Source organism: Ralstonia sp. RL (assembly GCF_001683835.1).
GTDB lineage: Bacteria > Pseudomonadota > Gammaproteobacteria > Burkholderiales > Burkholderiaceae > Ralstonia > Ralstonia mannitolilytica.
Genome location: NZ_LWRX01000059.1, coordinates 112,688 through 136,212, shown reverse-complemented (window position 1 = coordinate 136,212; position 23,525 = coordinate 112,688). Strand labels below are relative to the sequence as shown.

At 67.1% G+C, this 23,525-nt stretch carries 29 protein-coding genes; 15 read left to right on the top strand and 14 right to left on the bottom strand.

All coding sequences use genetic code 11. The features are described 5' to 3' along the window. Nucleotides 1–80: 80 nt before the first annotated feature. Both fliJ and A6M56_RS06930 read left to right on the top strand, forming a co-directional pair. The gene (gene fliJ / locus A6M56_RS06935; RefSeq protein ID WP_045218654.1) at nt 81–545 is read left to right on the top strand and encodes a flagellar export protein FliJ; all 465 of its coding nucleotides are present in this window, start codon (nt 81–83) and stop codon (nt 543–545) included. Between the two features lie 33 nt (nt 546–578). Continuing rightward, nucleotides 579–2,132 carry a flagellar hook-length control protein FliK gene (locus A6M56_RS06930; protein WP_102079260.1) on the top strand — a complete coding sequence of 518 codons (1,554 nt, stop codon included), beginning with the start codon at nt 579–581 and terminating at the stop codon, nt 2,130–2,132. A gap of 373 nt (nt 2,133–2,505) precedes the next feature. Here A6M56_RS06930 and A6M56_RS06925 read toward each other — a convergent pair whose 3' ends face one another. After that, on the bottom strand, nt 2,506–3,483 hold the full coding sequence (locus A6M56_RS06925) for a DedA family protein/thiosulfate sulfurtransferase GlpE (protein WP_062738109.1): 978 nt from the start codon (nt 3,481–3,483) through the stop codon (nt 2,506–2,508). A 153-nt stretch (nt 3,484–3,636) separates the two neighbouring features. Here A6M56_RS06925 and A6M56_RS06920 point away from each other — a divergent pair, with 153 nt between their 5' ends. Next, on the top strand, nt 3,637–4,206 hold the full coding sequence (locus tag A6M56_RS06920) for a GNAT family N-acetyltransferase (RefSeq protein ID WP_045220291.1): 570 nt from the start codon (nt 3,637–3,639) through the stop codon (nt 4,204–4,206). On the opposite strand, the gene A6M56_RS06915 is transcribed toward A6M56_RS06920, so the two are convergent. After that, nucleotides 4,196–4,363, bottom strand: a complete 168-nt coding sequence (locus A6M56_RS06915; RefSeq protein ID WP_164491372.1) for a DUF6726 family protein — start codon at nt 4,361–4,363, stop codon at nt 4,196–4,198. The genes A6M56_RS06920 and A6M56_RS06915 overlap by 11 nt on opposite strands. 445 nt (nt 4,364–4,808) lie before the next feature. On the opposite strand from A6M56_RS06915, the gene A6M56_RS06910 reads away from it, so the two are divergent. The 5 genes from A6M56_RS06910 to A6M56_RS06890 all read left to right on the top strand — a co-directional run bounded on the left by A6M56_RS06910 (nt 4,809) and on the right by A6M56_RS06890 (nt 9,374). Further along, nucleotides 4,809–5,207: a hypothetical protein gene (locus tag A6M56_RS06910; RefSeq protein WP_045218649.1), complete on the top strand. Its 399-nt coding sequence runs from the start codon at nt 4,809–4,811 to the stop codon at nt 5,205–5,207. 126 nt (nt 5,208–5,333) lie between these two features. Then, the gene (locus A6M56_RS06905; RefSeq protein WP_045220289.1) at nt 5,334–5,639 is read left to right on the top strand and encodes a hypothetical protein; all 306 of its coding nucleotides are present in this window, start codon (nt 5,334–5,336) and stop codon (nt 5,637–5,639) included. 86 nt (nt 5,640–5,725) lie between these two features. Further along, nucleotides 5,726–6,388 (top strand): DUF1345 domain-containing protein, encoded by a 663-nt coding sequence (locus A6M56_RS06900; RefSeq protein WP_045218648.1) that lies wholly within the window; start codon nt 5,726–5,728, stop codon nt 6,386–6,388. After that, nucleotides 6,385–7,410 carry an AI-2E family transporter gene (locus A6M56_RS06895; protein WP_102079261.1) on the top strand — a complete coding sequence of 342 codons (1,026 nt, stop codon included), beginning with the start codon at nt 6,385–6,387 and terminating at the stop codon, nt 7,408–7,410. The genes A6M56_RS06900 and A6M56_RS06895 overlap by 4 nt, the downstream gene beginning before the upstream one ends. A gap of 737 nt (nt 7,411–8,147) precedes the next feature. After that, complete coding sequence (locus tag A6M56_RS06890) at nt 8,148–9,374, top strand: MFS transporter (RefSeq protein ID WP_045218644.1); 1,227 nt, start codon at nt 8,148–8,150, stop codon at nt 9,372–9,374. Nucleotides 9,375–9,388: 14 nt separating this feature from the next. Here A6M56_RS06890 and A6M56_RS06885 read toward each other — a convergent pair whose 3' ends face one another. The 3 genes from A6M56_RS06885 to A6M56_RS06875 form a co-directional block, all read right to left on the bottom strand. Next, a complete protein-coding gene (locus A6M56_RS06885; protein ID WP_045218641.1) occupies nt 9,389–10,057 on the bottom strand; it encodes a phosphoribosyltransferase in 669 nt (222 codons plus the stop codon). 13 nt (nt 10,058–10,070) lie between these two features. Continuing rightward, nucleotides 10,071–10,631, bottom strand: a complete 561-nt coding sequence (locus tag A6M56_RS06880; RefSeq protein WP_102079262.1) for an HdeD family acid-resistance protein — start codon at nt 10,629–10,631, stop codon at nt 10,071–10,073. A 158-nt stretch (nt 10,632–10,789) separates the two neighbouring features. Next, the gene (locus A6M56_RS06875; RefSeq protein ID WP_045218637.1) at nt 10,790–11,416 is read right to left on the bottom strand and encodes a LysE family transporter; all 627 of its coding nucleotides are present in this window, start codon (nt 11,414–11,416) and stop codon (nt 10,790–10,792) included. Nucleotides 11,417–11,518: 102 nt separating this feature from the next. Between A6M56_RS06875 and A6M56_RS06870 the strand changes: the two genes are divergently transcribed. Beyond that, a complete protein-coding gene (locus A6M56_RS06870; RefSeq protein ID WP_045220284.1) occupies nt 11,519–12,385 on the top strand; it encodes a LysR substrate-binding domain-containing protein in 867 nt (288 codons plus the stop codon). Here the strand turns inward: A6M56_RS06870 and A6M56_RS06865 are convergent. The 4 genes from A6M56_RS06865 to A6M56_RS06850 form a co-directional block, all read right to left on the bottom strand. Then, on the bottom strand, nt 12,382–12,657 hold the full coding sequence (locus A6M56_RS06865; RefSeq protein WP_045218635.1) for a CppA family protein: 276 nt from the start codon (nt 12,655–12,657) through the stop codon (nt 12,382–12,384). The two genes, A6M56_RS06870 and A6M56_RS06865, sit on opposite strands and share 4 nt — an antisense overlap. A 99-nt stretch (nt 12,658–12,756) precedes the next feature. After that, the gene (locus tag A6M56_RS06860) at nt 12,757–13,659 is read right to left on the bottom strand and encodes an MBL fold metallo-hydrolase (RefSeq protein WP_045218634.1); all 903 of its coding nucleotides are present in this window, start codon (nt 13,657–13,659) and stop codon (nt 12,757–12,759) included. Between the two features lie 36 nt (nt 13,660–13,695). Beyond that, the gene (locus A6M56_RS06855) at nt 13,696–14,460 is read right to left on the bottom strand and encodes an SDR family oxidoreductase (RefSeq protein WP_045218631.1); all 765 of its coding nucleotides are present in this window, start codon (nt 14,458–14,460) and stop codon (nt 13,696–13,698) included. Between the two features lie 45 nt (nt 14,461–14,505). After that, nucleotides 14,506–15,180 (bottom strand): histidine phosphatase family protein, encoded by a 675-nt coding sequence (locus A6M56_RS06850; protein ID WP_045218629.1) that lies wholly within the window; start codon nt 15,178–15,180, stop codon nt 14,506–14,508. Nucleotides 15,181–15,405: 225 nt separating this feature from the next. Between A6M56_RS06850 and A6M56_RS06845 the strand changes: the two genes are divergently transcribed. Further along, nucleotides 15,406–16,527, top strand: coding sequence for a beta-ketoacyl-ACP synthase III (locus A6M56_RS06845; RefSeq protein WP_045218626.1), 1,122 nt, complete (start codon nt 15,406–15,408; stop codon nt 16,525–16,527). 3 nt (nt 16,528–16,530) lie between these two features. Here the strand turns inward: A6M56_RS06845 and A6M56_RS06840 are convergent, their stop codons facing one another. Next, the gene (locus A6M56_RS06840; protein WP_045218623.1) at nt 16,531–17,385 is read right to left on the bottom strand and encodes a LysR family transcriptional regulator; all 855 of its coding nucleotides are present in this window, start codon (nt 17,383–17,385) and stop codon (nt 16,531–16,533) included. 102 nt (nt 17,386–17,487) lie between these two features. Between A6M56_RS06840 and A6M56_RS06835 the strand changes: the two genes are divergently transcribed. Together A6M56_RS06835 and A6M56_RS06830 are read left to right on the top strand one after the other, a co-directional pair. Next, entirely contained in the window at nt 17,488–17,871 is a 384-nt protein-coding gene (locus tag A6M56_RS06835) for a tautomerase family protein (RefSeq protein WP_045220282.1), read from the top strand. Further along, nucleotides 17,868–17,993 (top strand): hypothetical protein, encoded by a 126-nt coding sequence (locus A6M56_RS06830; RefSeq protein WP_257983856.1) that lies wholly within the window; start codon nt 17,868–17,870, stop codon nt 17,991–17,993. Before A6M56_RS06835 ends, A6M56_RS06830 begins: the two co-directional genes overlap by 4 nt. On the opposite strand, the gene A6M56_RS06825 is transcribed toward A6M56_RS06830, so the two are convergent. Together A6M56_RS06825 and A6M56_RS06820 are read right to left on the bottom strand one after the other, a co-directional pair. Further along, on the bottom strand, nt 17,983–18,939 hold the full coding sequence (locus A6M56_RS06825) for an SRPBCC family protein (protein WP_102079263.1): 957 nt from the start codon (nt 18,937–18,939) through the stop codon (nt 17,983–17,985). The two genes, A6M56_RS06830 and A6M56_RS06825, sit on opposite strands and share 11 nt — an antisense overlap. Beyond that, nucleotides 18,923–19,279, bottom strand: coding sequence for an ArsR/SmtB family transcription factor (locus A6M56_RS06820; protein ID WP_045218620.1), 357 nt, complete (start codon nt 19,277–19,279; stop codon nt 18,923–18,925). Before A6M56_RS06820 ends, A6M56_RS06825 begins: the two co-directional genes overlap by 17 nt. A 115-nt stretch (nt 19,280–19,394) precedes the next feature. Here A6M56_RS06820 and A6M56_RS06815 point away from each other — a divergent pair, with 115 nt between their 5' ends. The 3 genes from A6M56_RS06815 to A6M56_RS06805 are packed head-to-tail and all read left to right on the top strand — an operon-like array spanning nt 19,395 to nt 21,489. Beyond that, nucleotides 19,395–20,282, top strand: a complete 888-nt coding sequence (locus A6M56_RS06815) for an alpha/beta hydrolase family protein (RefSeq protein ID WP_062738117.1) — start codon at nt 19,395–19,397, stop codon at nt 20,280–20,282. Then, entirely contained in the window at nt 20,279–20,713 is a 435-nt protein-coding gene (locus A6M56_RS06810) for a MarR family winged helix-turn-helix transcriptional regulator (protein WP_045218616.1), read from the top strand. The genes A6M56_RS06815 and A6M56_RS06810 overlap by 4 nt, the downstream gene beginning before the upstream one ends. After that, nucleotides 20,710–21,489, top strand: a complete 780-nt coding sequence (locus A6M56_RS06805; RefSeq protein WP_045218614.1) for an enoyl-CoA hydratase-related protein — start codon at nt 20,710–20,712, stop codon at nt 21,487–21,489. Before A6M56_RS06810 ends, A6M56_RS06805 begins: the two co-directional genes overlap by 4 nt. A gap of 109 nt (nt 21,490–21,598) precedes the next feature. Here A6M56_RS06805 and A6M56_RS06800 read toward each other — a convergent pair whose 3' ends face one another. Further along, nucleotides 21,599–22,033, bottom strand: coding sequence for a DUF3005 domain-containing protein (locus A6M56_RS06800; protein WP_102079264.1), 435 nt, complete (start codon nt 22,031–22,033; stop codon nt 21,599–21,601). Nucleotides 22,034–22,095: 62 nt separating this feature from the next. After that, nucleotides 22,096–23,514: an aminotransferase-like domain-containing protein gene (locus A6M56_RS06795; protein ID WP_045218610.1), complete on the bottom strand. Its 1,419-nt coding sequence runs from the start codon at nt 23,512–23,514 to the stop codon at nt 22,096–22,098. Nucleotides 23,515–23,525: the final 11 nt, after the last annotated feature.

Genomic DNA, 23,525 nt, shown 5'->3' with positions numbered 1-23,525 from the left:
CCAGCGTTGTGCAAGCCCGGGCTCAAGGCCGCGGGCCACCGGCCGATGGATTCATGTCATGGAAAGCAGGAGGTTGAAGGATGACCACTGGAACTGCGCCGTTCCGCCTCGAAACCGTGCTGGAACTGGCCCAAAAGGACACCGAGAAAGCCACCCAGGAAGTCGGGCGCCTGATGAACACGCGCGAGGCCGCCACGCAAAAGCTGGCCCTGCTGGCCGACTATCGCCTGAACTACCACCAGCAGATGCTGGCAACGGCCGAGGGCGGCATCGATGCCACGCGCCTGCGCAACTACGCCGCGTTCATCGATCGGCTCGGCAGCGCGGTGCATCAGCAGAAGGGCACTATCAGCGCGCTGGAGCGCCAGCTTGAAGCGAGCCGCGCGAACTGGCTCGAGAAGCAGCGCCGTGAACAGTCGTTCGATGTACTGCGGCAGCGCCATCTCGAAGAGCAGCGCCTGCACCAGGAGCGTCGCGCGCAGCGCGAAAACGACGAGCACGCCGCCAAACTGATCCGCATGCGCGCTGCGCAGGGCGGCAACTGAAACTGAATCACCGAACGTGAAGACGGAGTTCCCGTGGGCTTGAGTGCCACCCCCAACGCCGCTGTCAAAGACCTGGGCGCCATGCTTTCGGCCGGCAACGCGCCTGCCGTCAAGGCATCGGCCGCGTCGTCCGGCGCCGATACGTTCGGCAACCTGCTGTCGGATCGCGTGACGCAGGAAGCCGAGCGCCGCCGCGCGACGGCGCAGTCCGCCGCCGATGACGCCGGCCGACGCGCCGATATCGCGCGCAAGGATGCTGCCCGCGCCAACGCTGCGCGTGACGACCAGGATGCCGGACCGGTGGAACGCACCCCTGGCGCGCAGGTTGAAACCACGCCCGCCAGCAGCACCGCTAATGTGCCCAACGCCAAGCCCGCGGCTGCCGAGGATCTCGACACCGCTGCGCAGCAGACCGTTGTCGACCCGGCCGCGCAACTGGCCGCCCAGATCGAAGCCGCCCGCCAGGCCGCGCAGCAGGCAGCTGCCGCGCAGGTGCCGGCGTTGCCCACCGCGGCGCCCTCGGCCAGCGACGCCCATGCCGACGCGATGACGCAGCCGGCAGGCAAACCGGCCACGAACGATGCCGCCACGCTCGCCGCGCTGAACGCGGCTGCCACCAATACGCAAGGCGCGGATACTGACGCAGCGGCGTCCCAGGCGGCGGCACAGGCGCCCAACGATGCCAACGCGAACGCGACGGCCGTGTCCAATGCGCCCACCGCGCCCACTGCTGCATTGCCCGACGGCCATGCGCTCGCACAGACACTGGCCCGCACACGCGCCGTCGGCGACAACACGCCGCCCGGCGTGCGCCAACTGGGCAGCACGTCACAGGCCCAGAACGCAGGCGCCGAACATGGCCTGCCGCGCCGCAGCGACGCAAGCGCGCATGGCGCCGCCGGGTCAACCGCCGCCAGCGTGGCCGATGTCACCAATCGCACCGGCGGTAACGGTACCGGCGCCGACAGCGCAGGCACGCAAGCCGATACATCCGGTGCAGGCGCGCAGTTCGAGGGCATCCTGACGCGCGCCCATGGCGACGCCAGCGCTGCCGCTCCGACCTTTGCCGTCGGCGGTGCGGGCGCCACCGGTGCCGCCGCGGCTGCGTCGATCACGCCGGCGCAAGCGCACGCACTGCCCACCTTTGGCGATGCAGCCTGGCCGCACACCATGGCAAGTCAGCTCGCGTTCATGCAGGTGCACCGCCAGTCCTCGGCGGAACTGCAACTGAACCCGGCCGAGCTGGGCGGTCTGCATGTCAAGCTGGAAGTCGACAACGGGGCGGTGAACGCCAGCTTCGTGTGCCAGCACCAGGCCGTCGCCGAACTTGTGCAAGACGCCATGCCGCGCCTGCGCGATGCCATGCACCAGGGTGGGATGCAACTCGCGCAGACGTCCGTCAGCACGGGAGACTTCAGCCAGCAGCAGGGCGCCTCGCAGGGGTCGTCGGCGCAAGGCAATGGTTCGGGTAACGGGGGCAACGGCAGCCGGTTCGGCAGCGGCGCCACGCCCGAGCGTTCGGACACGGTGGCGACGGTGCCGCGGCGCGCGTCCGCCCACGATGGCGCGATCGATACGTTTGCCTAAAGTTTTACGCGCTCCTGCCGTTACCGCTATGAAGTGCCGTACCAACGGCCGGCCGCAAGGCGACAAAGCAGAAAGAAGGGCGGGAAATCACAACGCGAGCCGGTCGTGCATCCATGGATGAACAGCGGCCGGGAGCGTTGGAAAGAATAACAAGGGGGTCAAGTCCGACCGGCGAAGACGGGATCAAACGGGGATCACTTCGCCACATCCGCCCACGGCGGATGCATAACGGACCGATGCGGTGTGTCCGAGCCGGGGGGCTGGCGCATCGCATGTTTGCCGTACTTACGGGAAAGCGCACTGACGAGGTGCGCTTTTTGTTTTTGCCGGTCGCGTTTTGATGGGTTGACCAAGGGTGGCCTGGTCCGCAAGCTCATGCGCGAGCTTCGGCCGTCTGCAGCGTGGCGGGCGACACCGAGACCACGTGCTCCACGCCGTATCCGCGCTCGACCCACGCATCGATGCCGCCGTGCAGCGGCCGCACGCGCTTGAAGCCGCGGCTCATCAGCGTGCGCGCCAGCATGACGGCAGACGCCTCATTGGGGCACGCGCAGTAGACGATGATCTCGCGATCGGGGCCGTCGATCTCGATGGGATGGTCGTTGCTCGACATGTCGTACAGCATCGCACCGGGAATGCGCTGCGGCTGCAGCTGGCGCGAGCTGTCGGCCCGCACGTCGATGATGACCGGCGCGGCGCCCGATTCGATCAGCGCATGCAACTCATCCGGAGAGATGCGCACCATCTCCAGCATCTTGCGAAAACGCCAGCGCTGCAGCCAGCGCACCGCCACGTAGATCGCTGCCAGCACGACGATCAGCACGATCGCACGCGTGCCCAGGATGTCGAGCTGCCGCAGCGCCTGATCGATACTGTCATGCGCGATGCGCCCGAGCATCAGCCAGATCACCGCCCACACCGCCGAGCCGGCCAGGTTGTACAGCGCGAACGTGCTGAACGGCGTGCGCATCGTGCCCAGCAGCGCGGACGACACCGTCGACAGCCCCGGAATGAACTTCGACACCAGCAGCAACGGCGCACCCCAGCGCTCGAACTGCGTGCGCGTGCGCCGCACGCACGAATCGGGCGACAACGACACGCGGCACAGCAGCGCCATCACATGCCGTCCGTAACGCCTGCCGGCGAAGTACCACAGCCCGTCGCCGAGCAGCGCGCCCGAGACGGCCGCCGGCGCCAGTTCGATCAGGTACAGCGGCCCTTGAAACGTGAGCGCCCCGGCCACCAGCAATGTCGGCACGGCGGGCAGCGGCGCGCCGGCCTGCGTCAGCAGCACATTGAGGAACACGGCAAACGCGCCGTATTCGGCGATCAGGGGGAACAGGTCGTGCATGACGGGGAGGGCGCGCGGCAAAGGCAAGTGCGTCCGCCAAGTTACCGCATTCCGGCGCTGTCCGATAGCCATGTCGCCGTGTCGTGCCGGGTCTCGTGGGGTTGGGACGAATTTGGCGCGACAATGCAGGTTTTCGCGCACCTGCCGACTGTCATGTCTTCTGCACAGCCCTCCGACGTTTCCCCCGCCGCGCACAACGGCGCCATCCGGATCCGCGCCGCCACCACGGCCGATCTGCCCGCCATCGTCGCCATCTACGCGCATCACGTTCGCACCGGCACGGCGAGCTTCGAGATCGATCCGCCCGACGCGGCCGAGATGACGCGCCGCTATCAGACGCTGCACGATGCCGGCATGCCGTACATCGTCGCCGAGGCGGCCGGCGGGGAGGTGCTTGGCTATGCCTACGCCGGCCCTCATCGCGCGCGGCCCGCGTATCGCCACACGGTGGAGGATTCGATCTACCTGCACACCGACGCGCAGGGGCGGGGCGTGGGGACGTTGCTGCTACAGGCGCTCATCGCAGAATGCCAGGCGCGCGGTTTCAAGCAGATGGTGGCCGTCGTGGGCGGCGGCCTTGAGAATGCGGGCTCGGCCAGGCTGCACGCGCGCTGCGGCTTTCGGGAGGTGGGCGTGCTGCAGGCGGTGGGTTACAAGTTCGGGCGCTGGCTCGACTGCCTGCTGATGCAGCGCACGCTGGAAGATCCGCCGCCTAGTCAATGATGTCCGCGCACGCATCCGTCGGCGCGGCGGCCACGTGACCGACCAGCGGCACCATCTTGAGCCCCGCCGAAGCCACGCGGCACGGCGCGGCAACGACACCGCAGCCCGAGAGCAGTGCGGCGCCCAGAACAGTCATGGCCAGGAGGAGGCGTTTCATCGTCGGTCGGTCCAAAGGCGAGCATGAAGCGGCCGGCGAGCGTGCACGGCGCAGAATGTCGCGCAGTGTGACACAGGTGTGCGCCCCCAGCCTGTGTGCGAGTGTCTCCGGACGTTGCGGTCCGTGCGCCGCGGTGCCATTGCGCAACGCGAAAAAAACAGCCCGCTCCTCGCGTTCGCCCATCGCACAACGCTGACTTTCAACGAAAAAGTCACATCTTCTGTTTGCGCAAATTCGCGGATGATCCCTTGCCGCAGGCCGCTAAACCAGTGTTGATGCGGGTTTTCCCGCAATTTCACATATCGCAACAATAAATTGCCTGTCGCGACATTTATTGTCGCAACAGGCTCGCCTACGATGGCTTCATCGAATGCGGCGCCGCAGCGAAAAAGTCCGGATACCAGACACTGCCCGACGCGCTGCGCCCCCTCTTGGAGAAGACATCATGAACGCCCAACGCACCCCGATCGTCGCCCTGACCGCCGCCCTGATGGCCCTGGCCAGCGTGCCCGCCCTGGCGGCAGACAAGTTTGACGTGTACACGCAAGGCGCCTCGCAGGTGAGCCAGCGTTTTGACGTGTACTCAGACGGCGCCAAGGCTGGCAGCAAGTTCGACCCGTACACCGAAGGCGCCAAGGTCGGCGACAAGTTCGACCCGTACACCCAGGGCGCCCTGGCCCGCACCGGCAAGTTCGACACCTACACCGAAGGCGCCAAGGCCGGGAGCAAGTTCGATCCGTACACGGAAGGCGCGCTCGCCCGTGCCGGCAAGTTCGACACGTACACCGAAGGTGCCAAGGTCGGTGACAAGTTCAACCCGTACACCGACGGCGCCGTGGCCTGAGCCCGGCTCCTACAGCAAGAACGCCCGCTTCCAGCGGGCGTTTTTGTTTGGCGGCCCGCTTGCATGGTGATTGCGAACCCGGCCGCCCGGGCCGCGTCTGACTACCATCGTAATCAGGACCCCATGATGATCCGTTCACGCCCTGCGATTCGCTTGTTGCCACACATCGCCCTGGCTGTGGCCGCCGCCTTGCTGGCGGGCTGCGCCACCGTCACGCCAGGCCCGTTCCAGATCACCGTGCGTGACGCCGATGACACCGTGCTCGAACGCTTCCAGTTCCAGGCCGGCTCACAGAGCTCGCTGCAGACCGCCCTGATCGGCATGTGTCGGGTCTACCCGGACGCGACCGTCACGGCAGACCAGCTCAATACGCACGAGCGCCTCCAGGAACGCTGCAACCGCTCGTTTGCGTCGATGCTCGCGCCCTCCTGATGTGCGGCTGAAGCGGCTACCATGTCGCCTCATCGGCCGGCGCCGTGCCGGCTGCAAACACCGCATGAACGCGCGCGAGAGGTCACGTGAACCCGCAAGACCCGTCTTCTGAAATCTCCCGGTTTGCCGCGACCCGGCCGCGTCTGCTCACGGCGCTCGCGCTGGGCGCCGTAGCCGGTGCGATGCTGCCCGCGCAAGGCTGGCTGGCACGCATGCTGCTCGGTTGGGATGTCGCCGTGTGGTCGTATCTGATCCTGATTTCGGTGATGATGCTGCGCGCCGATCCGCGCCGCATCCGGGCGGTGGCCCGGCGCGAAGACGAGCGCGCGGCCGCGGTCTTGGCCGTGGTATGTCTTGGCGTGGTCGCCAGCATGGTGGCCATTGCGTTTGAGCTGGCGACGGCAAAGTCAGCGGGGCAGGCGCAGGCGTCGCATTACGCGCTGACCGGCGTGACGGTGGTCGGCGCATGGCTGATGGTGCCGATGATGTTCACCGTGCACTACGCGCATCTGTATTACCGGACGCCGCATCAGCCGCCGCTGCTGTTTCCCGACCGCGAACTTGAGCCGAATTACTGGGACTTTTTGTACTTCTCCTTCACGATCGCCGTTGCCAGCCAGACGGCCGACATCGGTATCCGCTCGCGGGCCATGCGCCGAGCGGTGCTTGGGCAATCACTGCTGTCGTTCTTTTTCAATACGAGCATCCTCGCGCTCTCCATCAACATTGCTGCCGGCCTGTTTTCATGACGATGCTTCCGCCCCACGCCCATACCCGCACCATTGATGCCGTCAGCTACGCGCTGGTGGCGGCCATGATTGCGGCGGTGCTATGGCTGCACCTGCTGCCGGCGGCCATTGCGGGCTTCCTGGTGTATTCGCTTGCGCGCAAGCTTGAAGCCCGGCTGCGCGCGCGGCATGCGATGTCAAAGCGGGCGAAGGCCATCGCGGTGATCGGCGTGGTCCTGATGGCAGCGCTCATCCTCGCCGGGCTGGGCCTTGGAATCGGTCGCCTGGTGGAACACGGGCATGGGCTGGAGGGCATGCTCACGCGTGTGGCCGACGTGCTCGACAACCTGCGGGAATCGCTGCCCGCAGCGGTGGCGGACTATGTGCCGCTGTCGGTGACGGAGCTGCGCACACGCCTGGTCGAGATGCTCAAGGAGCACGGCCACCAGGTATCGACCCTCGGCATCGACGGGCTGCGGGCGAGTGCGCTGACGCTCGTGGGCCTCATCCTGGGCGCCATGGTGGCGTGGTCGGACACGCCCGACCCGGCGCGCCACAAGCCGCTTGCGGCCGCGCTGATGACCCGGCTTGCCCGGCTGGCGGAGGCCTTTGACGCCGTAGTCTTTGCGCAGGTGAAAATTTCCGCGCTGAACACTGCGCTCGCGGCGGTCTATCTGCTCGGCGCGGTGCCGCTGTTCGGGCAGCACGTGCCGTATTCCAAGTCGCTGGTCCTGCTGACCTTTGTCGCAGGGCTGATCCCGGTGGCGGGCAACCTGATCTCGAACACCGCCGTGGTGGTGATGAGTGTGACGGCGTCTCTCGAGCTGGCGGTGGCATCGCTGATCTTCCTGGTGGTGGTGCACAAGCTCGAGTACTTCGTGAACGCACGCATCATCGGCAGCCGCATCGATGCGCGGGCCTGGGAGCTGATCCTGGCGCTGATCCTGATGGAGGCGGTGTTTGGCGTGGGCGGCGTGATTGCCGCGCCTGTCTTGTACGCCTACCTGAAGCGCGAGCTGACCGAGGCCGGGCTGATCGGCTGATCCGCACGATAGAGGGTGATGCGCCAGCGCCCCCGCGCTGACGGCATCGGCAGAAAAGGGCGCGCCCTACGGGACGAGGGGCGCGCAATAACCCGCTGACCGAGAGACGTCAGCGAGCCGAGGGTCGGTACACGGGAAGGATGCCGCGGGGGCAGGGCGCATGCCGCTGCCCGTGACATCCACCGCTTCAGAGGTCACGAAGCAGCAGACGACGCGGTCGTCGAGCAAGGCCTGATAGAAGAGGTCTCCCATCGCGCGGCAAAGCGTTCCCGTTAGCAGGATCATCATGGCTCCCCTCCCATGGTGGCCGATGTACGGCATCGTGGCGTGCCGGTCACGGGCTCGGTTTGCGGAGTCCCGTGCGGGCATGTGCGTGCGCAGCGGTTCCGTCTTGGCGTCGGCACTGGCGCATGACGCGTCGTGCAGCGCTCCATGCTGGCGAGTATAGAAAGCGTCTCCTGACGGGCCATGCTCCGAACGGAGTAGCCCCGTGTGCGAAAACGGCTAACAGGCTGGCTGTCTGCCGAGGCAAGCGTGGCGCGGGTTTACGGGCGATCGGTGTGCTGGCGGAGCAGACGGCGTGCGCAGGCCTGACGCTTCTGCTCCGACAATAAATTGTCCGGTTCGCGCTAATCATTGTCGAATGTGCGGTAACGCGCCTGCACCGTTTAGGCGCAAGATTCGAGGTCGCAACGCCTCGTTGCCGTCTCGCTTCCACTCTTCACCGCACATCCATCATGCAAACCACCGCAAACGGCACAGCCGCCTCCGCGCAGGCTGACAAGACCGGCTTTGGCGTGATCGGCGCCATCAGCTTCGCGCACTTCCTCAACGACATGATGCAGTCGTTGATCCTGGCGATCTATCCGCTGCTCAAGAGCAACTTCCAGCTCGACTTCGCCCATATCGGTCTGATCACGCTCGTGTACCAGATCACGGCATCGCTGCTGCAGCCGATGGTCGGGCTGTATACCGACAAGCACCCGAAGCCGTATTCGCTGGCGGTGGGCATGGGCTTCACGCTGGTGGGGCTGCTGCTGATGTCGATGGCGCCCAACTTCGGGATGCTGCTGCTGGCGGCGGCGCTGGTGGGCACGGGTTCGTCGATCTTCCACCCGGAGTCGTCGCGCGTGGCGCGCATGGCGTCGGGCGGGCGGCACGGGCTGGCGCAGTCGCTGTTCCAGGTGGGCGGCAACGTGGGCAGCGCGATGGGGCCGCTGCTGGCCGCGCTCATCATCATGCCGTATGGGCAGCACAGCCTGGCGTGGTTCTCGATTGCGGCGCTCGTCGCCATCTTTGTGCTGTACCACGTGGGCGGCTGGTACAAGCGCGAGCGTGCGGCTGGCCATGGCCGCAAGGCGGGTGCGCGCGCGCATGCGGCCGTGAAGCTGTCGGGCGGGCAGGTGGCGTTTGCGATGACGCTGCTGGTGGTGCTGCTGTTCTCCAAGTACTTCTACCTCGCCAGCCTGAACAGCTATTACACGTTCTACCTGATCACCAAGTTCCAGCTGTCGGCGCAGACGTCGCAGCTGTTCCTGTTCCTCTTCCTGTTCTCGGTGGCGGTGGGCACGATCGTGGGCGGCCCCATCGGCGACCGCGTCGGCCGCAAGCTGGTGATCTGGGTGTCGATCCTGGGTGTGGCGCCGTTCACGCTGCTGCTGCCGTACGCCAACCTGTTCTGGACGGCCGTGCTGACGGTGATCATCGGGCTGGTGCTGGCCTCGGCGTTCTCGGCCATCCTCGTGTATGCGCAGGAGCTGATCCCGGGCAAGGTGGGGATGGTGTCCGGCCTGTTCTTCGGGTTTGCGTTCGGGCTGGGCGGCATTGGCGCGGCCGTGCTCGGCAAGCTGGCCGATGCGACTGACATCTACTACGTCTATCACCTGTGCTCGTTCCTGCCGCTGATCGGCCTGCTGACGGTGTTCCTGCCGGACATCGAGCGCAAGCGCCTGCAGGCCGCCTGAATCCGCACTGAACCTCAGTGGTTGCGCTGCCGCGCATCGGCCAGCAGCGCGATCACTTCACTGTCTTCGGTCTGGTCGAAATTGCGGTAGTACTGGCCGACGGCCTGAAAGCTCGGGTCGGGCGCCGCGATCAGGCAAACGCCGTCATCGACTTCGGCGCGCAGCGCTTGCCATGTGGTGTCGGGCGCGACCGGCACGGCCAGCGCCAGCCGTGCGGGGCGTGCGACCCGTACGGCGCCAAGCGCCGCGCGCACCGTCGCGCCGGTGGCAACGCCATCGTCCGTGACGATGACCGTCGCGCCCGCCAAGGGCGTCGGCGTGACGCCGTAGCGTGCGCGCCGGCGCTCCATCTCGGCCAGCTCCTGCGTCGTCACGGCGTCCAGGTACGCTTGCGTCGGCGCGAGGGTGCGGAGCAGGGCGGTATTCCATTCCACGTGGGGCGGCATCCCGGCGCCGCAGTCTGCCAGCGCCCCGAGCGCCAGTTCCGGCTGCAACGGCGCCCCGAGTTTGCGCACGAGCAGCACGCCGAGCACCGCTTGCACGGCCCGCGCGATCGCGTGGCCGACGGGCACGCCGCCACGGGGCAGCGCCAGCACGACGCGCGGCTCGCCCAGCTTGAGCGAGGCCAGTGCATCGGCCAATTGCCGGCCGGCGTCAAGGCGGTCTCGGAAGGGCGCAGACATGACGGGCGCGGCGTCATGCAAACGCCCGTGCGGATCCGCTGCGTCCCCAGTTGCGCACCCGCAGCGCGGCCAGGATCAGCGCGATGCCCCACACGATGGCCCATGCGCCGATCCACCACAACACGGCCAGCACGCCGGCCTCGGGCCCCCACAGCAGCCAGCCGGCCAGCAGCACGCTCGCGATGCCGCCCAGGATCAGCCACCACTCGCCGGCGAGTTCTTCACGCAGGCGCACTGCCACGACGATCTGCAGTACACCGTGCGCAAGCAGCCATGCGGCGATGTACAGCAACAGGCCCAGCGCCGTCACGGCAGGGTGGATCAGCGTCAGCACACCGACCGCCACGCCAAGGAGCCCCTGCAGCACCAGCGGCCAGCGGTCATGCGATGGTGTGTGGCTGCCAAACGACGTGGCCAGCAGCAGACACCCTTCGACCAGCGCATACGCACCAAACGCCAGCACCAGCGCCGCGAGCGTGGCCGCCGGCACGACAAACGCGCCAACGCCGATCAGCAGCGCACACATGCCGCGCAGCGCGAGCACCCACCACAGCCTGGAAAGCGTATGCAGCATGAATCGCCCCGCGGAAGCCAACCAGAAAGCGACCGCGCGCCGGAGCGCGGCGAGCGATCGCTGGTCTTTCCAAGGTAGAGCAACGGGCTGCCAGGCTCAATCGCGGCGTGCGCAGCGGGTGGAGTGGGCGTCGCAATGCGCCCACGCTGGGTGCGGCGTCAGGCGAGCCGCGCGAGGCCAAGCGCCAACCCGAGCCCGATGAGGATCATGCCGATGATGCGATCCACGGTCCGCTGCCGTGCCACGAGGGAGCGCCGCAACGCGCCAGAGGCAAACACCGTAGCGACCAGCGCAAACCACGCCGCATGCGCCGTCGACATGAACAGCCCATAGCCGAACTGCGCGGCCAGCGGCGTGCCTGGGTGAACCAACTGCGTGTATGTGCTGACGACGAAGAGCGTCGTTTTGGGGTTCAGCGCGTTGGTGAAAAAGCCCAGGCGCAGGGCCGCCACAGTGGATAGCGCACGAGGCGCCGCAGGCCCGGCTGAATTTTCGCCGGGCAAGGGTGCCGTGGCAGACAGCGTCTTCCAGCCGATCCACACCAGATAGGCGGCGCCCACCAGCTTGATGCCATGGAGCAGTGCCGGCGCATGGGCAATCAGCAGCCCCACACCGAACATCGTATAGAACACGTGCACCTGCACGCCGAGCGCAATGCCAAGCGCGCACAGCACGCCGGCACGGCGGCCGTACAGCAGGCTGTTGCGCGTGACCATGGCGAAGTCGGCGCCCGGGCTGATGACGGCCAGAAGTGTGATGACGGCAACGGCAACGAGTTCGGCCATGTTGGGCAGCCTGCGCAGAGTCGGGATGCGCAGATTCTGGCCGCGCCGGTGATCGCTGAAAATCGATTTATGATGCCGTATTTCAGTGATGAAAACTCACAGATGGCACTTCCGCCGCTCAATACCTTGCGTGTGTTCGAAGCCGCCGCGCGGCATGGCAGCTTTGTACGTGCCGCGCAGGAACTGCATGTCACGCATGGAGCTGTCAGCCGCCAGATACGGCTTCTGGAAGACTCGCTGGGCGTGGCGCTGTTCGCGCGGCGCAACCGTGCCGTCTTCCTTACGCCGGCCGGCGAGCAGTTGCGCGCGGCGGCTGCCGATGCGTTCTCGATTCTCACGGATAGCATCGACCGGATCGCGCGCCGCGCGGCGTCTTCCACGCTGGTGGTTTCCTGCGAGCCGACGCTGGCGATGCGCTGGCTGATCCCCCGTCTGTCGCGCTTCCAGGCACGGCACCCGCACGTGCAGGTGCATCTGTTTGCCGCCGGCGGTCCCATTGATTTCAAGCGCACCGGCGTCGACGTGGCGGTGCGCCGCAACGATTTCGCGTGGCCCGCGCATGTGCACGCAGCACCGATCTGCGACGAATGGATCGGCCCCGTGCACGCGCCGTCAACCGACACCGTGGCGCGACGGCGTCTGCTGCATACCGCTACGCGCCCCGACGCCTGGCAGACCTGGTGGCGCGTCAGCGGGCTCGCGCGCCCACGCGGCCGCTTGCCCGAGGCGCGCTATGAACACTTCTACCTGAGTCTGCAGGCGGCCCTGGCTGGGCAGGGCGTTGCGATCGCGTCCAAGCTGATGGCCGGCGACGACCTCAAGGACGGCCGCCTCGTGGCGCCCCAGGGGTTCCGGCGGGACGGTTCCGCATATTGCCTGCTGGCAGACGCACCGATTGCTCCCGACAGCGCTGCCGGCGCCTGGCTGGCGTGGCTGCGCGAGGAAACAGCGGCGACGCTGGCCGCCTAGACTGCCGCGTGGCGGTTTGACCCGCCCAGGATGGCGCGGATGGTCGCGAGATACGACTCGCCCACGGCCCGGTTGAGCGGCCGCGCACGCGTTGCGCGTTTGCGCGGCGGCGGCGTCAGGCTCAGCGTGCGGCACACCTCCGACGCATACGGCCGCCCGCGCCCGCCCATGCGCATCACGACTTCGCACAAGGCTTGATCGCCCAGGCGCTCACGCAGCCATGCCACGGTCTGGCGGTCATACTCGTTTTCGATGCGGATCAGGTCGTCCATGATGGGCTGTACAAATTTACAGTTACTGTAAATATATACAGTTACCCGCGGATTGCAAGGATGCGTTGCACGCGTGCCGCGCCCCTGCAATCGGGGCCCTCAATTGGCGTGATAGCGCCCCTCGTCATCCATCCGCACGCGGCCATCGCGCCCGAGCTCGGCCAAGTGCTGCGAGATCGTGCGCGTCTCGGCGCTCACCACCCACAGGGCCTCGTGGCCCGGCGGATACAGCAGGCGCTGCTCGACCAGTTGCCCCAATGTTTTCGGAGACGAATGCAGCATCGCCAGCAAGCGCTGTTCACGTTCATCGAGCTTGGCGGTGTAGGCGGCGAGGTCGCGCAGGAAATGGTCGCGGTCGGTGTAGATGCCGCGGTGGTGCGACGTCACCCACACCTTGGCCCGAATGTCGGGCAGCCGCTCCAGGCTGCGGCGGAAATCGCGCAGGCTGGAGCAGGCATCGCCGTAATAAGGGCCGAAGCCGGTCAGGTCGATGTCGCCGATAAAGGCCACGCCTTCCGGCTCGACCACCAGGACGGTATGGCCGGCAGTGTGCCCCGGCATGTGGTACGCGCGGATCTGCGCGCGGCCCAGGCCCCACGTGGCGCCATCTGTGTAGCCTTGTGCATCGGGGCGCGGCGCGTAGAAGAAATCCCGCTGGATGTTCGCCAGCATCGCCGGGGCCTGTGCCTCGTCGATGCCGTAGTGGGCGACCATGCCCGCCCAGCTGCGCACTGCAGCCAGGTCGGCTTCGTTCACATGCACGCTGGCGTGCGGAAGGCGATGCAGGCCCGCCATGTGGTCTTCATGCGCGTGGCCCATCACCACCAGTTCCGTCGCGTCGAACTCCGGGCCGATGTGGTTGGAGACGATCGGCGTGTCGAAGGCCGCCAGTGTGTCCGCACCCCGGATGACGACCTGGTTGCCGTCGGGATACTTCCCGCGCTTCTCGCCAAAGAAGACGGACACGCGGCCGAAGTCGGCGCGCTGGATGGCGGTATTCATGGTGCGGCGTCCTGGTGCACGTGCAATCCGTGCATCTTAGACCGTCATGCCGCCATCGACGACGATGCATTCGCCGTTGGTGTAGCTCGCCGCGTCGGAGACGAGATACAGCACCGTGCCGGCCATCTCGCGGGGCTCGGCATGGCGGCGCAGCGGGATCTCGTTGATCCAGCGTTCGTACGTGGCCTTGTCTTCGAACAGAGCACCGGCAAACTTGGTCTTGGTCAGGCCCGGCAGCAGCGCGTTGACGCGGATGCCCAGCGGCCCGCATTCCTTGGCGAAGGCGCGTGTCATGTTGACGACCGCCGCCTTGGTGATGGAGTAGATGCCTTGCTTGTCACCCGGCCGCAGCGCGTTGACCGACGCCGTGTTGACGATCGCACCGCCGCCCTGCGCGCGCATCATCTTGCCGGCCTCGACCGACATGAAGAAATAGCCGCGCACGTTGACCTCCACGGTTTTTTCGTAGGCCGCGAGGTCGGTGTCGAGAATGTGGCCAAAGTAGGGGTTGGCCGCCGCGTTGTTGACCAGGATGTCGAGCCGGCCGTGCGTGTTGCGAATCTGCGCGAAGGCCGCCTCGATGTCTTCCATGCGCCCGACGTGGCAGGCCAGCGCTTCGGCCTTGCCGCCCGATGCGCGGATGCCCTCGGCCACGGCCTCGCAGTCGGCCAGCTTGCGGCTCGAGACGATCACGTAGGCGCCTTGCTGGGCGAGCAGCTTGGCGATTTCTTCGCCAATGCCGCGGCTCGCGCCGGTGACGAGCGCGATTTTTCCGGTCAGATCGAACAGGCTGGTGCTCATGTTGTGCTCCTCCAATGGTGGTCGGGTCGGCCGCCGTTCAGGTGTTCAGCCGTAAGTGTGGAAAGCGCGCCGCTGCGGGTCGTCCAGGTGCGGAATGCCGTTGAACGTGGCAAGCTGGAACGATTCCGCATTGAAGAAGTACTGAGAGACGCTGCTGTTGCGGATCTGCAGGTTGAGCGCGATGGCGCTCGTAGGCGGCGCTTGCAGGACCTGCTGTGCCATCACGGCAATCGGGCCGCCCGAGCTGACGGCAAGCACGCGCTGCCCGCTGCCGCGCTGGATGGCGGCCCGCGCGTCGGCCACGCGCTGCTGGAATGCGGCCCATGTCTCGGGCAGCGGCCCGCGGATCTTGTCGTCCGACCACAGATGCAGCACCTGCTTGAGCGCGCGGTAATGGTCGCGCATCGACCCCGAAGCGAGCTTCGTCAGCTCGGGAAAGTCCTCGCCCAGTGCGGCAAACAGCCCTTGGAAGTCGTATTCGTTCAGGCCGGCATGCTGCTCGTACGCCGTGCCGGCCGCGCCCATGCCGCGCAGGATGCCGTCGACGGTCTGCTCGTGACGGCGCAGCGTCCCGCAGACGATGCGGTCGAATACGATGTCGTGCCGCGCGAAGTACTCGCCGAGCCAGACGCTCTGCTGGTGGCCGAGCTCGGAAAGCTGGTCATAATCGGCCGCGCCGAAGGACGCCTGTCCATGCCGTACGAGATAGAGCTCCGCCATCGCCGTCTGCCAAAACCGAAGGGGATCCAGATTAGCGGCCCCCGCACTATTTTTGAAATTTATTCTTTGAATGACCGGTAATGCATAAAATGAATAGTCCGACGGCCTGAACTGAGACGGGCAGGGCAGCGCCCGGCGTTAGATGTAAACGACCAGACGCGACCGGCCGCCGCGCAGGTCCGATGTGCTATCGTCGCCGCCACCAAAATTTCACAAAAAGCGGGTATGCACGACGTTGTCATCAGCGGGACGGGGCTCTGGGTTGCGCCGGAGGTCATCACCAACGAGGAGCTGGTCGCCTCGTTCAATGCATACGCGCAGCGCTACAACGACGCGCATGCCGCGGCGATTGCAGCAGGAGAGCTGGCGCCGCTGCAACCTTCGTCCGCCGAATTCATCGAGAAGGCCTCGGGCATCCGCCAGCGCTACGTGGTGGAAAAGACCGGCGTGCTGGACCCGGCGCGCATGCGCCCGAAGCTCGCTCCACGCCCGGACGACGTGCTGTCGCTGCAGGCAGAAATTGGCGTGGCCGCCGCCCGCGAGGCGCTGGCCGCTGCCGGGCGCGACGCTGCCGACGTCGACATGCTGATCTGCGCAACGTCGAACTTCCAGCGGCCGTATCCGGCATTGGGCGTGGAAATCCAGAACGGCATTGGCGCGGGCGGCTATGCGTTCGACATGAACGTCGCGTGTTCGTCGGCCACGTTCGGGCTGGAGCAGGCGATCAACGCGGTGCGCAGCGGCACGGCCCGCGCGGCGCTGGTCGTGAGCCCCGAGATCACCTCCGGCCACCTCGACTGGAAAGACCGCGATTGCCATTTCATCTTTGGCGATGTCTGCACGGCCGTGCTGGTGGAACGCGCCCAGGAGACGCGCTCCACCGACGCCTGGCGTGTGCTCGGCACCCAGTGCGCGACGCGCTTTTCCAACAACATCCGCAACAACGCCGGCTACCTCTCACGCAGCGAAGACCGCAACCCCGACGACCGCGACCAGCTCTTCCGCCAGGAGGGCCGCAAGGTCTTCAAGGAAGTCTGCCCGATGGCGGCCGAGCACATCGCCGCGCATCTGCAGGCGCTCGGCCATGCGCCCGCGGATGTGCGGCGCTTCTGGCTGCATCAGGCCAACTTGGCGATGAACCAGCTGATCGGCAAGCGCCTGCTTGGGCACGATGCCTCGGCCGACGAGGCGCCGGTCATTCTGGATGAATTCGCCAACACGGCATCGGCCGGCTCGATCATTGCGTTCCACCGTCATCGCGCCGACTTGAAGACGGGCGACCTGGGCATGATCTGCTCGTTTGGCGCGGGCTATTCGATCGGCAGCGTGGCGGTGCAGAAGCAGTAACGCTCAGCGCGCCGCCGTGGCGCGCAGCGCGGAGGCAAACGTGCGCAGCGCCTTGGTCGCGACCGTGTCGGCCAGCCGCGAATGCAGCACCACGCTGCGCGCAGGCAGCGGCGGCAAGCCCAGCGGCCCCGTCATGTCGACGGTGCCGGGCGGCGCCACCCGGCGGCTCAGCGCCGCGACGGCCAGGCCCGCCGCAGCGGCGGCCCCCACGGTGGCGACCCCGCCGCCGATGAACACCTCCTGCCACGCAATGCCTGCCTGATCGAGCGCGGCCACCGCCATCTGGCGCACGCGGCAGGATTCCGACTGCATGGCGAGCCGGATCGGCTCGCCGGCATGCCGCGTGAAGTCTGGCGCGGCCATCCAGCCGAACGGCTCTTCCATGAGCACATCGCCGTCGGTGCGCCGATTGTCGTGGCGCAGCACGATCGCGGCGTCCAGGCCGCCGTTGTCGAAGGTCTCGAGGATCTCCCAGGAGCTGGCAATGCGGATCTCCAGCGTCAGCGACGGTTCGGCCAACCCCATCTGGCGCAGCAGGCGCGGCAGCTCCGCGCCAACGATGTGGTGGCTGATACCGACCGACAGCCGCCGCCGTTCCACTCCAAACGCCCCAAGCGCGCCTTCGTGCGCTGCGACGAGCTCGCGCGCCGCGCCCAGGAAGGCAGCCCCATCCTGCGAGAGCCGCACCACGCGTGGCGTGCGCTCCAGCAGGCGACGGCCGAGCGCATCCTCCAGCCGCTTGATCTTCAAGCTCACGGCCGATTGTGTGGAGTCCATGGCCTCCGCGGCGCGGGTGAAGCTCTTCAGGTCGGCCGTCAGCACGAAGGCCTGCACGGCCTCCAGATCGAGCATCTTCATCGTTCAATCATTAAGAACTGCAATGACTGAAATATCTTAGGATGGCTTTTTGAAATGAACAATTCGGAGCATGCTGTGCGCATCCTCACCCCGGAGCCCACCATGCCTCTCGTTCAAGTGTCGTTGCGGCGGGGCAAGCCTGCCGCGTATCACCAGGCCATTTTCGACGGCGTCTATCGCGCGATGCGGGAGACGTTCAACGTGCCGGAGGACGACCGCTTCATGACGCTCACCGAGCACGACGCCAGCACCTTCAGCGTCAGCCCAACGTACTTCGGCATCGCGCGCAGCGACGACGTTGTGATCCTCCAGATCACCGCCAACAACACGCGCAATCTTGAGCAGAAGCAGGCGCTCTATCGCCGCATCGTCGAGCTGCTGGGCGACAAGCCTGGCATACGGCCCGAAGACGTCTTCATCAACCTCGTGGAGGTGCTGCCCGAGAACTGGTCGTTCGGCCATGGCCTCGCGCAGTATGCAAAATGACGCCGCGCCAGGCGCTTCTGGCGCACCTGGGCGGCGTGCTATGGGCGGCGGTGCTGATCGTGGGCGCGGCCTTCACGTTGGCGGTGATCGCGGGCGACGTATTGCAGAGGCTCAGTCCTTGAGCGAATTGCCCAGCATGTCGAGCAGGAACTGCGTGCCGCGCTCGCGCGATCCGGCATCGTCGTAGCCGTCGAGGAAGGCGCCTTGCTCGGTCATGACGAGGCGTGTGCCAGCGCCATCGTTGGCGGGCTTCAGCTCGAGCGTGGCGAGTGAGGCGGAGATCTTGCGATCGTCCAGGTGCATCACGTACGAGTAGACGACGCGCTCGTCCGGAATGACGTCGTGGTACGTGGCCTCGAAGCTGGACACCACACCGCTGTCCCACCGGCCCTTGAGCACTTCGCGGCCGCCGGGGCGGGCGTCCATTTCGCGCACGAGCTGCGTGTAGCCGTTGCCGCCGGCAAACCATTTGGCCTTGGCCGACGGGTCGGTGAGCGCCTTGAAGACGCGCGAGCGCGGTGCGTCATACGTGCGCTCCACGGTGAACGTCGCATGCACGACCGAGCGCTGGACGCCATCGGCCAACGGCACGCGCGCGGCTTCGCGCTCCAGCTTGTCCAGCGTCTGCTTCCAGCCTTCGGACGCACCCTTGATCATCATCTCGGCAATCGGAGCCAGCGGCGTGTGGGTCTGCGTGACCTCCATGCGCGTGCCGCCGCAGTCTTCGGCAAACGTGACGACGGTGTGGGCGTTCATCAGCGGGCGGTTGTCGGCGTCCACCACGTTCATGTCGATGACCAGGCGCGCGTTGGGCGCGATCTCCAGGAAGTGCCCGCGCGACCAGTGGTCTTGCCCTTCGGGCGAGCGCATGCACACGTCAAACTTGCCGCCCACGCGAAACTCGACCGTCGCATCGGGCACCGTGAAATGCATCGGGCAGAACCAGCGCTTGATGTGTTCAGCGGTGCTCCAGGCCTGGAAGACCCAGTCGCGCGAGACGGGGAAGGTGCGCGACATCACGAGTGGGGGCAGCGCAGTGCCTGCGGGCTGGTCAACGGTCGTCGTCATGCGTGTCTCCTTGGGTCTTGAGTGTTTCGAGGTAAGCGCCCAGGCGGTCGAAGTGCTGCTCCCACTCCAGGCGTCGTTGGTTGATCCACTGCTCAGCGAGGCTCAGCGCCCCGGGTTCGATACGGCACGTGCGCACGCGGCCCACCTTTTCCGATCGCACGAGACCGGAGTTTTCCAGCACCGCCAGGTGTTGCATCACGGCCGGCAGCGAGATGTCGAGCGGCTCGGCCAGCTCGCTCACGGAAGCCGGCCCGCGCACGAGCTGCACCAGCATCGCGCGCCGGTTGCCATCGGCCAGCGCCTGGAAGGCGAGATCGAGAGAAGTGTCATGGTTAAGCATGTTGTTAACTATAGTGGCCCCGGATAGTTAAGCAAGGACTTCATTGTTTGAAGGTTGACGGCGGCATTTACTTCGCATACAAAGTAAAAACTTCGCATACGAAATAATCGATCCGATGGACGGCACGCCGCACACCATTCCCGCCGGAGACGGCTACCCGCTCGGCGCCATGCTCTGGCAGGCGGCCGGAACACCGCAGGGCGTGGTGGTCATGCACCCGGCCACCGGTGTGCCGCAGCGCATCTACCAGGCGTTCGCCACGTTCCTGGCATCGCGCGGCTTTCACGCCATCACGTACGACTACCGAGGCATCGGCGCGTCGCGGCCCAGCAGCCTGCGTCGCTTTGCCGCCCGCATGCGCGACTGGGCGTTGCTCGACGCAGACGGCGTGATGCGCTGGGCGCGGGCGCGGTATCCGCAGCTGCCGCAACTGGCGATCGGGCATTCGGTCGGCGGCCACGCCATCGGCCTGTGCTGTGCGGATTGGGACGTCGCCGGCGTTGTGCAGGTGGCCTCGCATACGGGCAACTCGCGCTTCATCCGCAGCCGGGCGGAGCGCTGGCGTGTCGAGCTCATCCTGCGCGGCGTGGGCCCGCTGTTTGCCCGGCTGATCGGCTATGTGCCCGGCAAGCGCCTGGGCCTGGGCGAAGACCTCCCGGGTGGCGTGGCGATCGAGTGGGGCGCCTGGGCCAGCATGCCGCGCTATTTCTTCGACGACCCGACGCTCGGCGCCATCGGGCGCTTCAACCGCGTCACGCATCCAGTGCTCGTCTACGGCTTTGACGACGACCCCTGGGCCACGCCCGCCGCCATCCATGCGCTCACGATGCACTTCACGAACACCCGGGTCGAGCGCCGGCAGATCGCGCCTGCGCAGGCCGGCGGGCCGGTCGGGCACATGGGCTTCTTCCGCCCGCAGTTTTCCGCCACGCTCTGGCCCGGCCTGGCGGACTGGCTGAGCGAGCGCGCCGCAGCACATCGCGCTGAGGTGCAAGCCGCATGACCGCACCCGATCGCCGCCTCGTCTATCTCATCAACGTCGGGCAGCGCCGCCTGCAGCGCTGGATCCAGACGCGCACCGGCGAGGGCGTGACCGCTGCCCAGTCCGGCCTGCTGTTCTTCCTGGAGAAGAACGACGGAGCGCTGATGCGCGAAGCCGGTGCCGCGCTGGACCTCGGCCCTTCCGCCATGAGCGGCCTCGTGGACCGCACCGCCGACGCCGGCCTCATCGAGCGCCGCCCCGACGCCAGGGACGGCCGCGCGTGGCAGCTCTGGCTCACGCCGGCCGGCCGCGCCGCACTCGTCGAAACGCGCAAGGGCCTGACCGAACTGAACGCGCGCCTGACCGAAGGTTTTACCGACGCCGAGATCGACGTTGTCGCCCGCTGGCTCGCCAGCCTGCAAACCAAGTTCCCCACCGGAGACGAGCAATGACCGAACACATCCAGCGGCAGCACGCCGATGGCATCTTGACCCTCACCCTGGCCCGCGCCGACAAGAAGAACGCCATCACCGATGCGATGTACGGGGCGCTGGCCGACGCGCTGGAGGCGGCCGAGCACAACAGCGCCGTCCGCGTGGTGCTGCTGCGCGCCGAGGGCGACATGTTCTCGGCCGGCAACGACATCGGCGAGTTTGCTTCGATTGCCGTGTCCGCCGGCAGCGGCAGCGGTGAGCGCAACGTCATCCGCTTTCTGCATGCGCTTGCGCGCGCCACGCGCCCGCTGGTGGCGGCGGTGCAGGGGCGTGCGGTGGGCATCGGCACAACGATGCTGCTGCATTGCGACTTCGTGCTGCTGGCCGACGACGCGCAGCTCTCCACGCCGTTCGTCAACCTGGCGCTGGTGCCGGAGGCTGCATCGAGCCTGCTGATGCCGGCGCGCCTTGGTCATGTGCGCGCATTCGAGATGTTCGCCCTGGGCGATGCGGTGAGCGCGCAGTCGGCGCTTGCGTGGGGCCTGGCCAACCGCGTGGTGCCGCTATACCAGCTCGGCACCGAGGCGAGGGCGATTGCCGAGCGACTGGCGCGCCAGCCGCTGGGCGCACTCACCGAAACCAAGCGCCTGATGCGCAACGCCGAGCTGCTCAAGCAGCAGATGGACGCGGAGAGCGCCTGCTTTGCGCGGCGCCTGAAATCGCCCGAGGCGCATGAGGCGTTCCGGGCGTTCGTCGATCGGCGGCCGCCCAATTTCAACGCTGTCGCGCACTGAGCGCGGTGGTGTCTCCTTCGGCAGCCCTGGTCCGGCTGCCTTTTTTGTTTTCACACGGCCAGGCGCCCCTGCGTGGCCGCCGCAGATCGTCGCCTTCACGCCGGCGCTGTCATTCCGATCGGGGCTCCCCCTCATCGTCTTCCAGCGAGAAACGCCGCGCGGCGCGCGTGCCATTGCGCACCGTCTCGTCGACGACGCCCTTGTGCACGACCTTGTGTCCGGCCGCCGCAGCCACGGTCGGCTGCCCCTGACTGGGCCGGCTGTCGATGCCGGCAATGGGCGAGTCGGGGTCGTCCGGGTGGGCATTGGTGAGCGACGCGTTCGAATAGATGACGTTGTCTTGCCACTGCGATGGGTCCTTGGCGGCTTCCAGGCTCTTGCCGTCGGTATCCACGGTATTGTCGGACGCCTCGGTGCCGGCCGTATCGACCGAGCGGATGCGCTGTGAAGCCTGCTGCACCGGGTCCGTCGGTACCGGGCCGGCGACGTAGGTGCTGTCTGCGGGCAGCGGCGGGCGGGCAGAGCGGAATTTGTCGGAGTGCATGACGGGGCTCCTGAGTGGACGGCGGACGGCTACCGTGCCGCAACGGTCATGCCCGCGCGTATTCAGGGGCGCTTGCGCGTCGCCCGTTTGCCGGCCTCCCGCAGGAAGGCAAGCGCGCGCGGTTCGGTGGCATACGCGCTGTTGATGCGCACCCACGGCGACACCTCCATGTTGGGCCGGAAGTAGTGGCCGGGGGCGAGCGTCACACCGTGCTTTTCCGCCATGGCGGCAAGGTCGCGCGAATCGTCGACATGCGGCACGCGCGCCCACAGGAAGTTGCCGCCCGACGGATGGTGAAACACCTCCCAGCCCGCGTCGGCCAGCGCATCGAGCGAGGCGATGACCGAATCCCCCGCGCGCTGGCGCAGCCGTTCGACGTACTTGCGATACGCGCCTCGCTCCAGCAGCGTGGCGACCACGGCTTCGGCAAAGCGCGAACCGCCTACGCTGGTGAGCATCTTCACGTTGGTCAGGTCGTGCACCAGCTCGCGCTTGGCGATCAGGTAGCCGACCGGCAATGACGCCGACACGGTCTTGGAAAAACCGCCCACGTAGATCACGTGCTCCATCTGGTCCAGCGTGGCGAGGCGGGCGGTCGGCTCGGCCTGCAGGTCGGCAAAGATGTCGTCTTCCAGGAACACGAAGCCGTGGCGCCGCGCGAGTTCCAGCAGCCGGAATGCCACCGGCGGCGACACCGTGGAACCGGTGGGGTTCTGCAGCACGCTGTTGATGAAGAACAGCTTGGGGCGATGCTCGCGCAGCATGGCTTCGGCCACCTCGACGTCCGGCCCGTCGGCCTTGCGCGGAATGCCGACCAGCTTCACGCCCAGCAGCCGCAGCAGGCCGAACACGGTGTAGTAGCCGGGGTCTTCCACGAAGACGGTGTCCCCGGGCTTGAGCATGTGGCGGATGACGAGGTCGATGGCCTGGCTCGTGCCCGCGGTGATGAGCACATTGGCGGGCTCGGCGTGGATGCCGAGCTGACGCGCACGCATCATGACCTGGTGGCGTAGCGTGGTGTTGCCAAGCGGCGTGGAGTAGTCGATGACGGCGTGCGTATCCGTGCGCGAGACCTGGCGGATGGCCTGCGTGAGGCCATCGACGTCGCGCCAGTCGGCCGGCACGAAACCACCGCCGAGCTTGAGCATGCCGTCGGGATAGCTGAACTGCTCGAAGATGTGCTTGGACTCGGCCTCCGCGCGGCGCGGGTCTGACCAGCCGCGTCCGTCGCGCCCGGTCAGCCCGCTTTCGGCCACGTAGAAGCCCGAGCCGTGGCGCGAGTCCAGCAGGCCCAGCGACACGAGCCGGTCATACGCTTCGATCACCGGGAAGCGGCTGATGCCGTACTCTGCCGCCATGTGCCGGATGGACGGCAGCCTGGCGCCGGGCCGGACGTCGTTGTCGCGGATCCACGCCTGCACGCCGGCCACGATCTGGTCGGCGATGGGCACGCCGGTGGTGGCGTCGATCTGGAGTTTCATGGCGGGGGAGG

Excerpts from the sequence above, each read along its gene's own strand:
- fliJ (WP_045218654.1), top strand. The coding sequence starts at position 81 with ATGACCACTGGAACTGCGCCGTTCCGCCTCGAAACCGTGCTGGAACTG.
- A6M56_RS06925 (WP_062738109.1), bottom strand. The coding sequence starts at position 3,483 with ATGCACGACCTGTTCCCCCTGATCGCCGAATACGGCGCGTTTGCCGTG.
- A6M56_RS06920 (WP_045220291.1), top strand. The coding sequence starts at position 3,637 with ATGTCTTCTGCACAGCCCTCCGACGTTTCCCCCGCCGCGCACAACGGC.
- A6M56_RS06915 (WP_164491372.1), bottom strand. The coding sequence starts at position 4,363 with ATGAAACGCCTCCTCCTGGCCATGACTGTTCTGGGCGCCGCACTGCTC.
- A6M56_RS06910 (WP_045218649.1), top strand. The coding sequence starts at position 4,809 with ATGAACGCCCAACGCACCCCGATCGTCGCCCTGACCGCCGCCCTGATG.
- A6M56_RS06905 (WP_045220289.1), top strand. The coding sequence starts at position 5,334 with ATGATCCGTTCACGCCCTGCGATTCGCTTGTTGCCACACATCGCCCTG.
- A6M56_RS06895 (WP_102079261.1), top strand. The coding sequence starts at position 6,385 with ATGACGATGCTTCCGCCCCACGCCCATACCCGCACCATTGATGCCGTC.
- A6M56_RS06890 (WP_045218644.1), top strand. The coding sequence starts at position 8,148 with ATGCAAACCACCGCAAACGGCACAGCCGCCTCCGCGCAGGCTGACAAG.
- A6M56_RS06885 (WP_045218641.1), bottom strand. The coding sequence starts at position 10,057 with ATGTCTGCGCCCTTCCGAGACCGCCTTGACGCCGGCCGGCAATTGGCC.
- A6M56_RS06880 (WP_102079262.1), bottom strand. The coding sequence starts at position 10,631 with ATGCTGCATACGCTTTCCAGGCTGTGGTGGGTGCTCGCGCTGCGCGGC.
- A6M56_RS06875 (WP_045218637.1), bottom strand. The coding sequence starts at position 11,416 with ATGGCCGAACTCGTTGCCGTTGCCGTCATCACACTTCTGGCCGTCATC.
- A6M56_RS06870 (WP_045220284.1), top strand. The coding sequence starts at position 11,519 with ATGGCACTTCCGCCGCTCAATACCTTGCGTGTGTTCGAAGCCGCCGCG.
- A6M56_RS06865 (WP_045218635.1), bottom strand. The coding sequence starts at position 12,657 with ATGGACGACCTGATCCGCATCGAAAACGAGTATGACCGCCAGACCGTG.
- A6M56_RS06860 (WP_045218634.1), bottom strand. The coding sequence starts at position 13,659 with ATGAATACCGCCATCCAGCGCGCCGACTTCGGCCGCGTGTCCGTCTTC.
- A6M56_RS06855 (WP_045218631.1), bottom strand. The coding sequence starts at position 14,460 with ATGAGCACCAGCCTGTTCGATCTGACCGGAAAAATCGCGCTCGTCACC.
- A6M56_RS06850 (WP_045218629.1), bottom strand. The coding sequence starts at position 15,180 with ATGGCGGAGCTCTATCTCGTACGGCATGGACAGGCGTCCTTCGGCGCG.
- A6M56_RS06845 (WP_045218626.1), top strand. The coding sequence starts at position 15,406 with ATGCACGACGTTGTCATCAGCGGGACGGGGCTCTGGGTTGCGCCGGAG.
- A6M56_RS06840 (WP_045218623.1), bottom strand. The coding sequence starts at position 17,385 with ATGAAGATGCTCGATCTGGAGGCCGTGCAGGCCTTCGTGCTGACGGCC.
- A6M56_RS06835 (WP_045220282.1), top strand. The coding sequence starts at position 17,488 with ATGCCTCTCGTTCAAGTGTCGTTGCGGCGGGGCAAGCCTGCCGCGTAT.
- A6M56_RS06830 (WP_257983856.1), top strand. The coding sequence starts at position 17,868 with ATGACGCCGCGCCAGGCGCTTCTGGCGCACCTGGGCGGCGTGCTATGG.
- A6M56_RS06825 (WP_102079263.1), bottom strand. The coding sequence starts at position 18,939 with ATGACGACGACCGTTGACCAGCCCGCAGGCACTGCGCTGCCCCCACTC.
- A6M56_RS06820 (WP_045218620.1), bottom strand. The coding sequence starts at position 19,279 with ATGCTTAACCATGACACTTCTCTCGATCTCGCCTTCCAGGCGCTGGCC.
- A6M56_RS06815 (WP_062738117.1), top strand. The coding sequence starts at position 19,395 with ATGGACGGCACGCCGCACACCATTCCCGCCGGAGACGGCTACCCGCTC.
- A6M56_RS06810 (WP_045218616.1), top strand. The coding sequence starts at position 20,279 with ATGACCGCACCCGATCGCCGCCTCGTCTATCTCATCAACGTCGGGCAG.
- A6M56_RS06805 (WP_045218614.1), top strand. The coding sequence starts at position 20,710 with ATGACCGAACACATCCAGCGGCAGCACGCCGATGGCATCTTGACCCTC.
- A6M56_RS06800 (WP_102079264.1), bottom strand. The coding sequence starts at position 22,033 with ATGCACTCCGACAAATTCCGCTCTGCCCGCCCGCCGCTGCCCGCAGAC.
- A6M56_RS06795 (WP_045218610.1), bottom strand. The coding sequence starts at position 23,514 with ATGAAACTCCAGATCGACGCCACCACCGGCGTGCCCATCGCCGACCAG.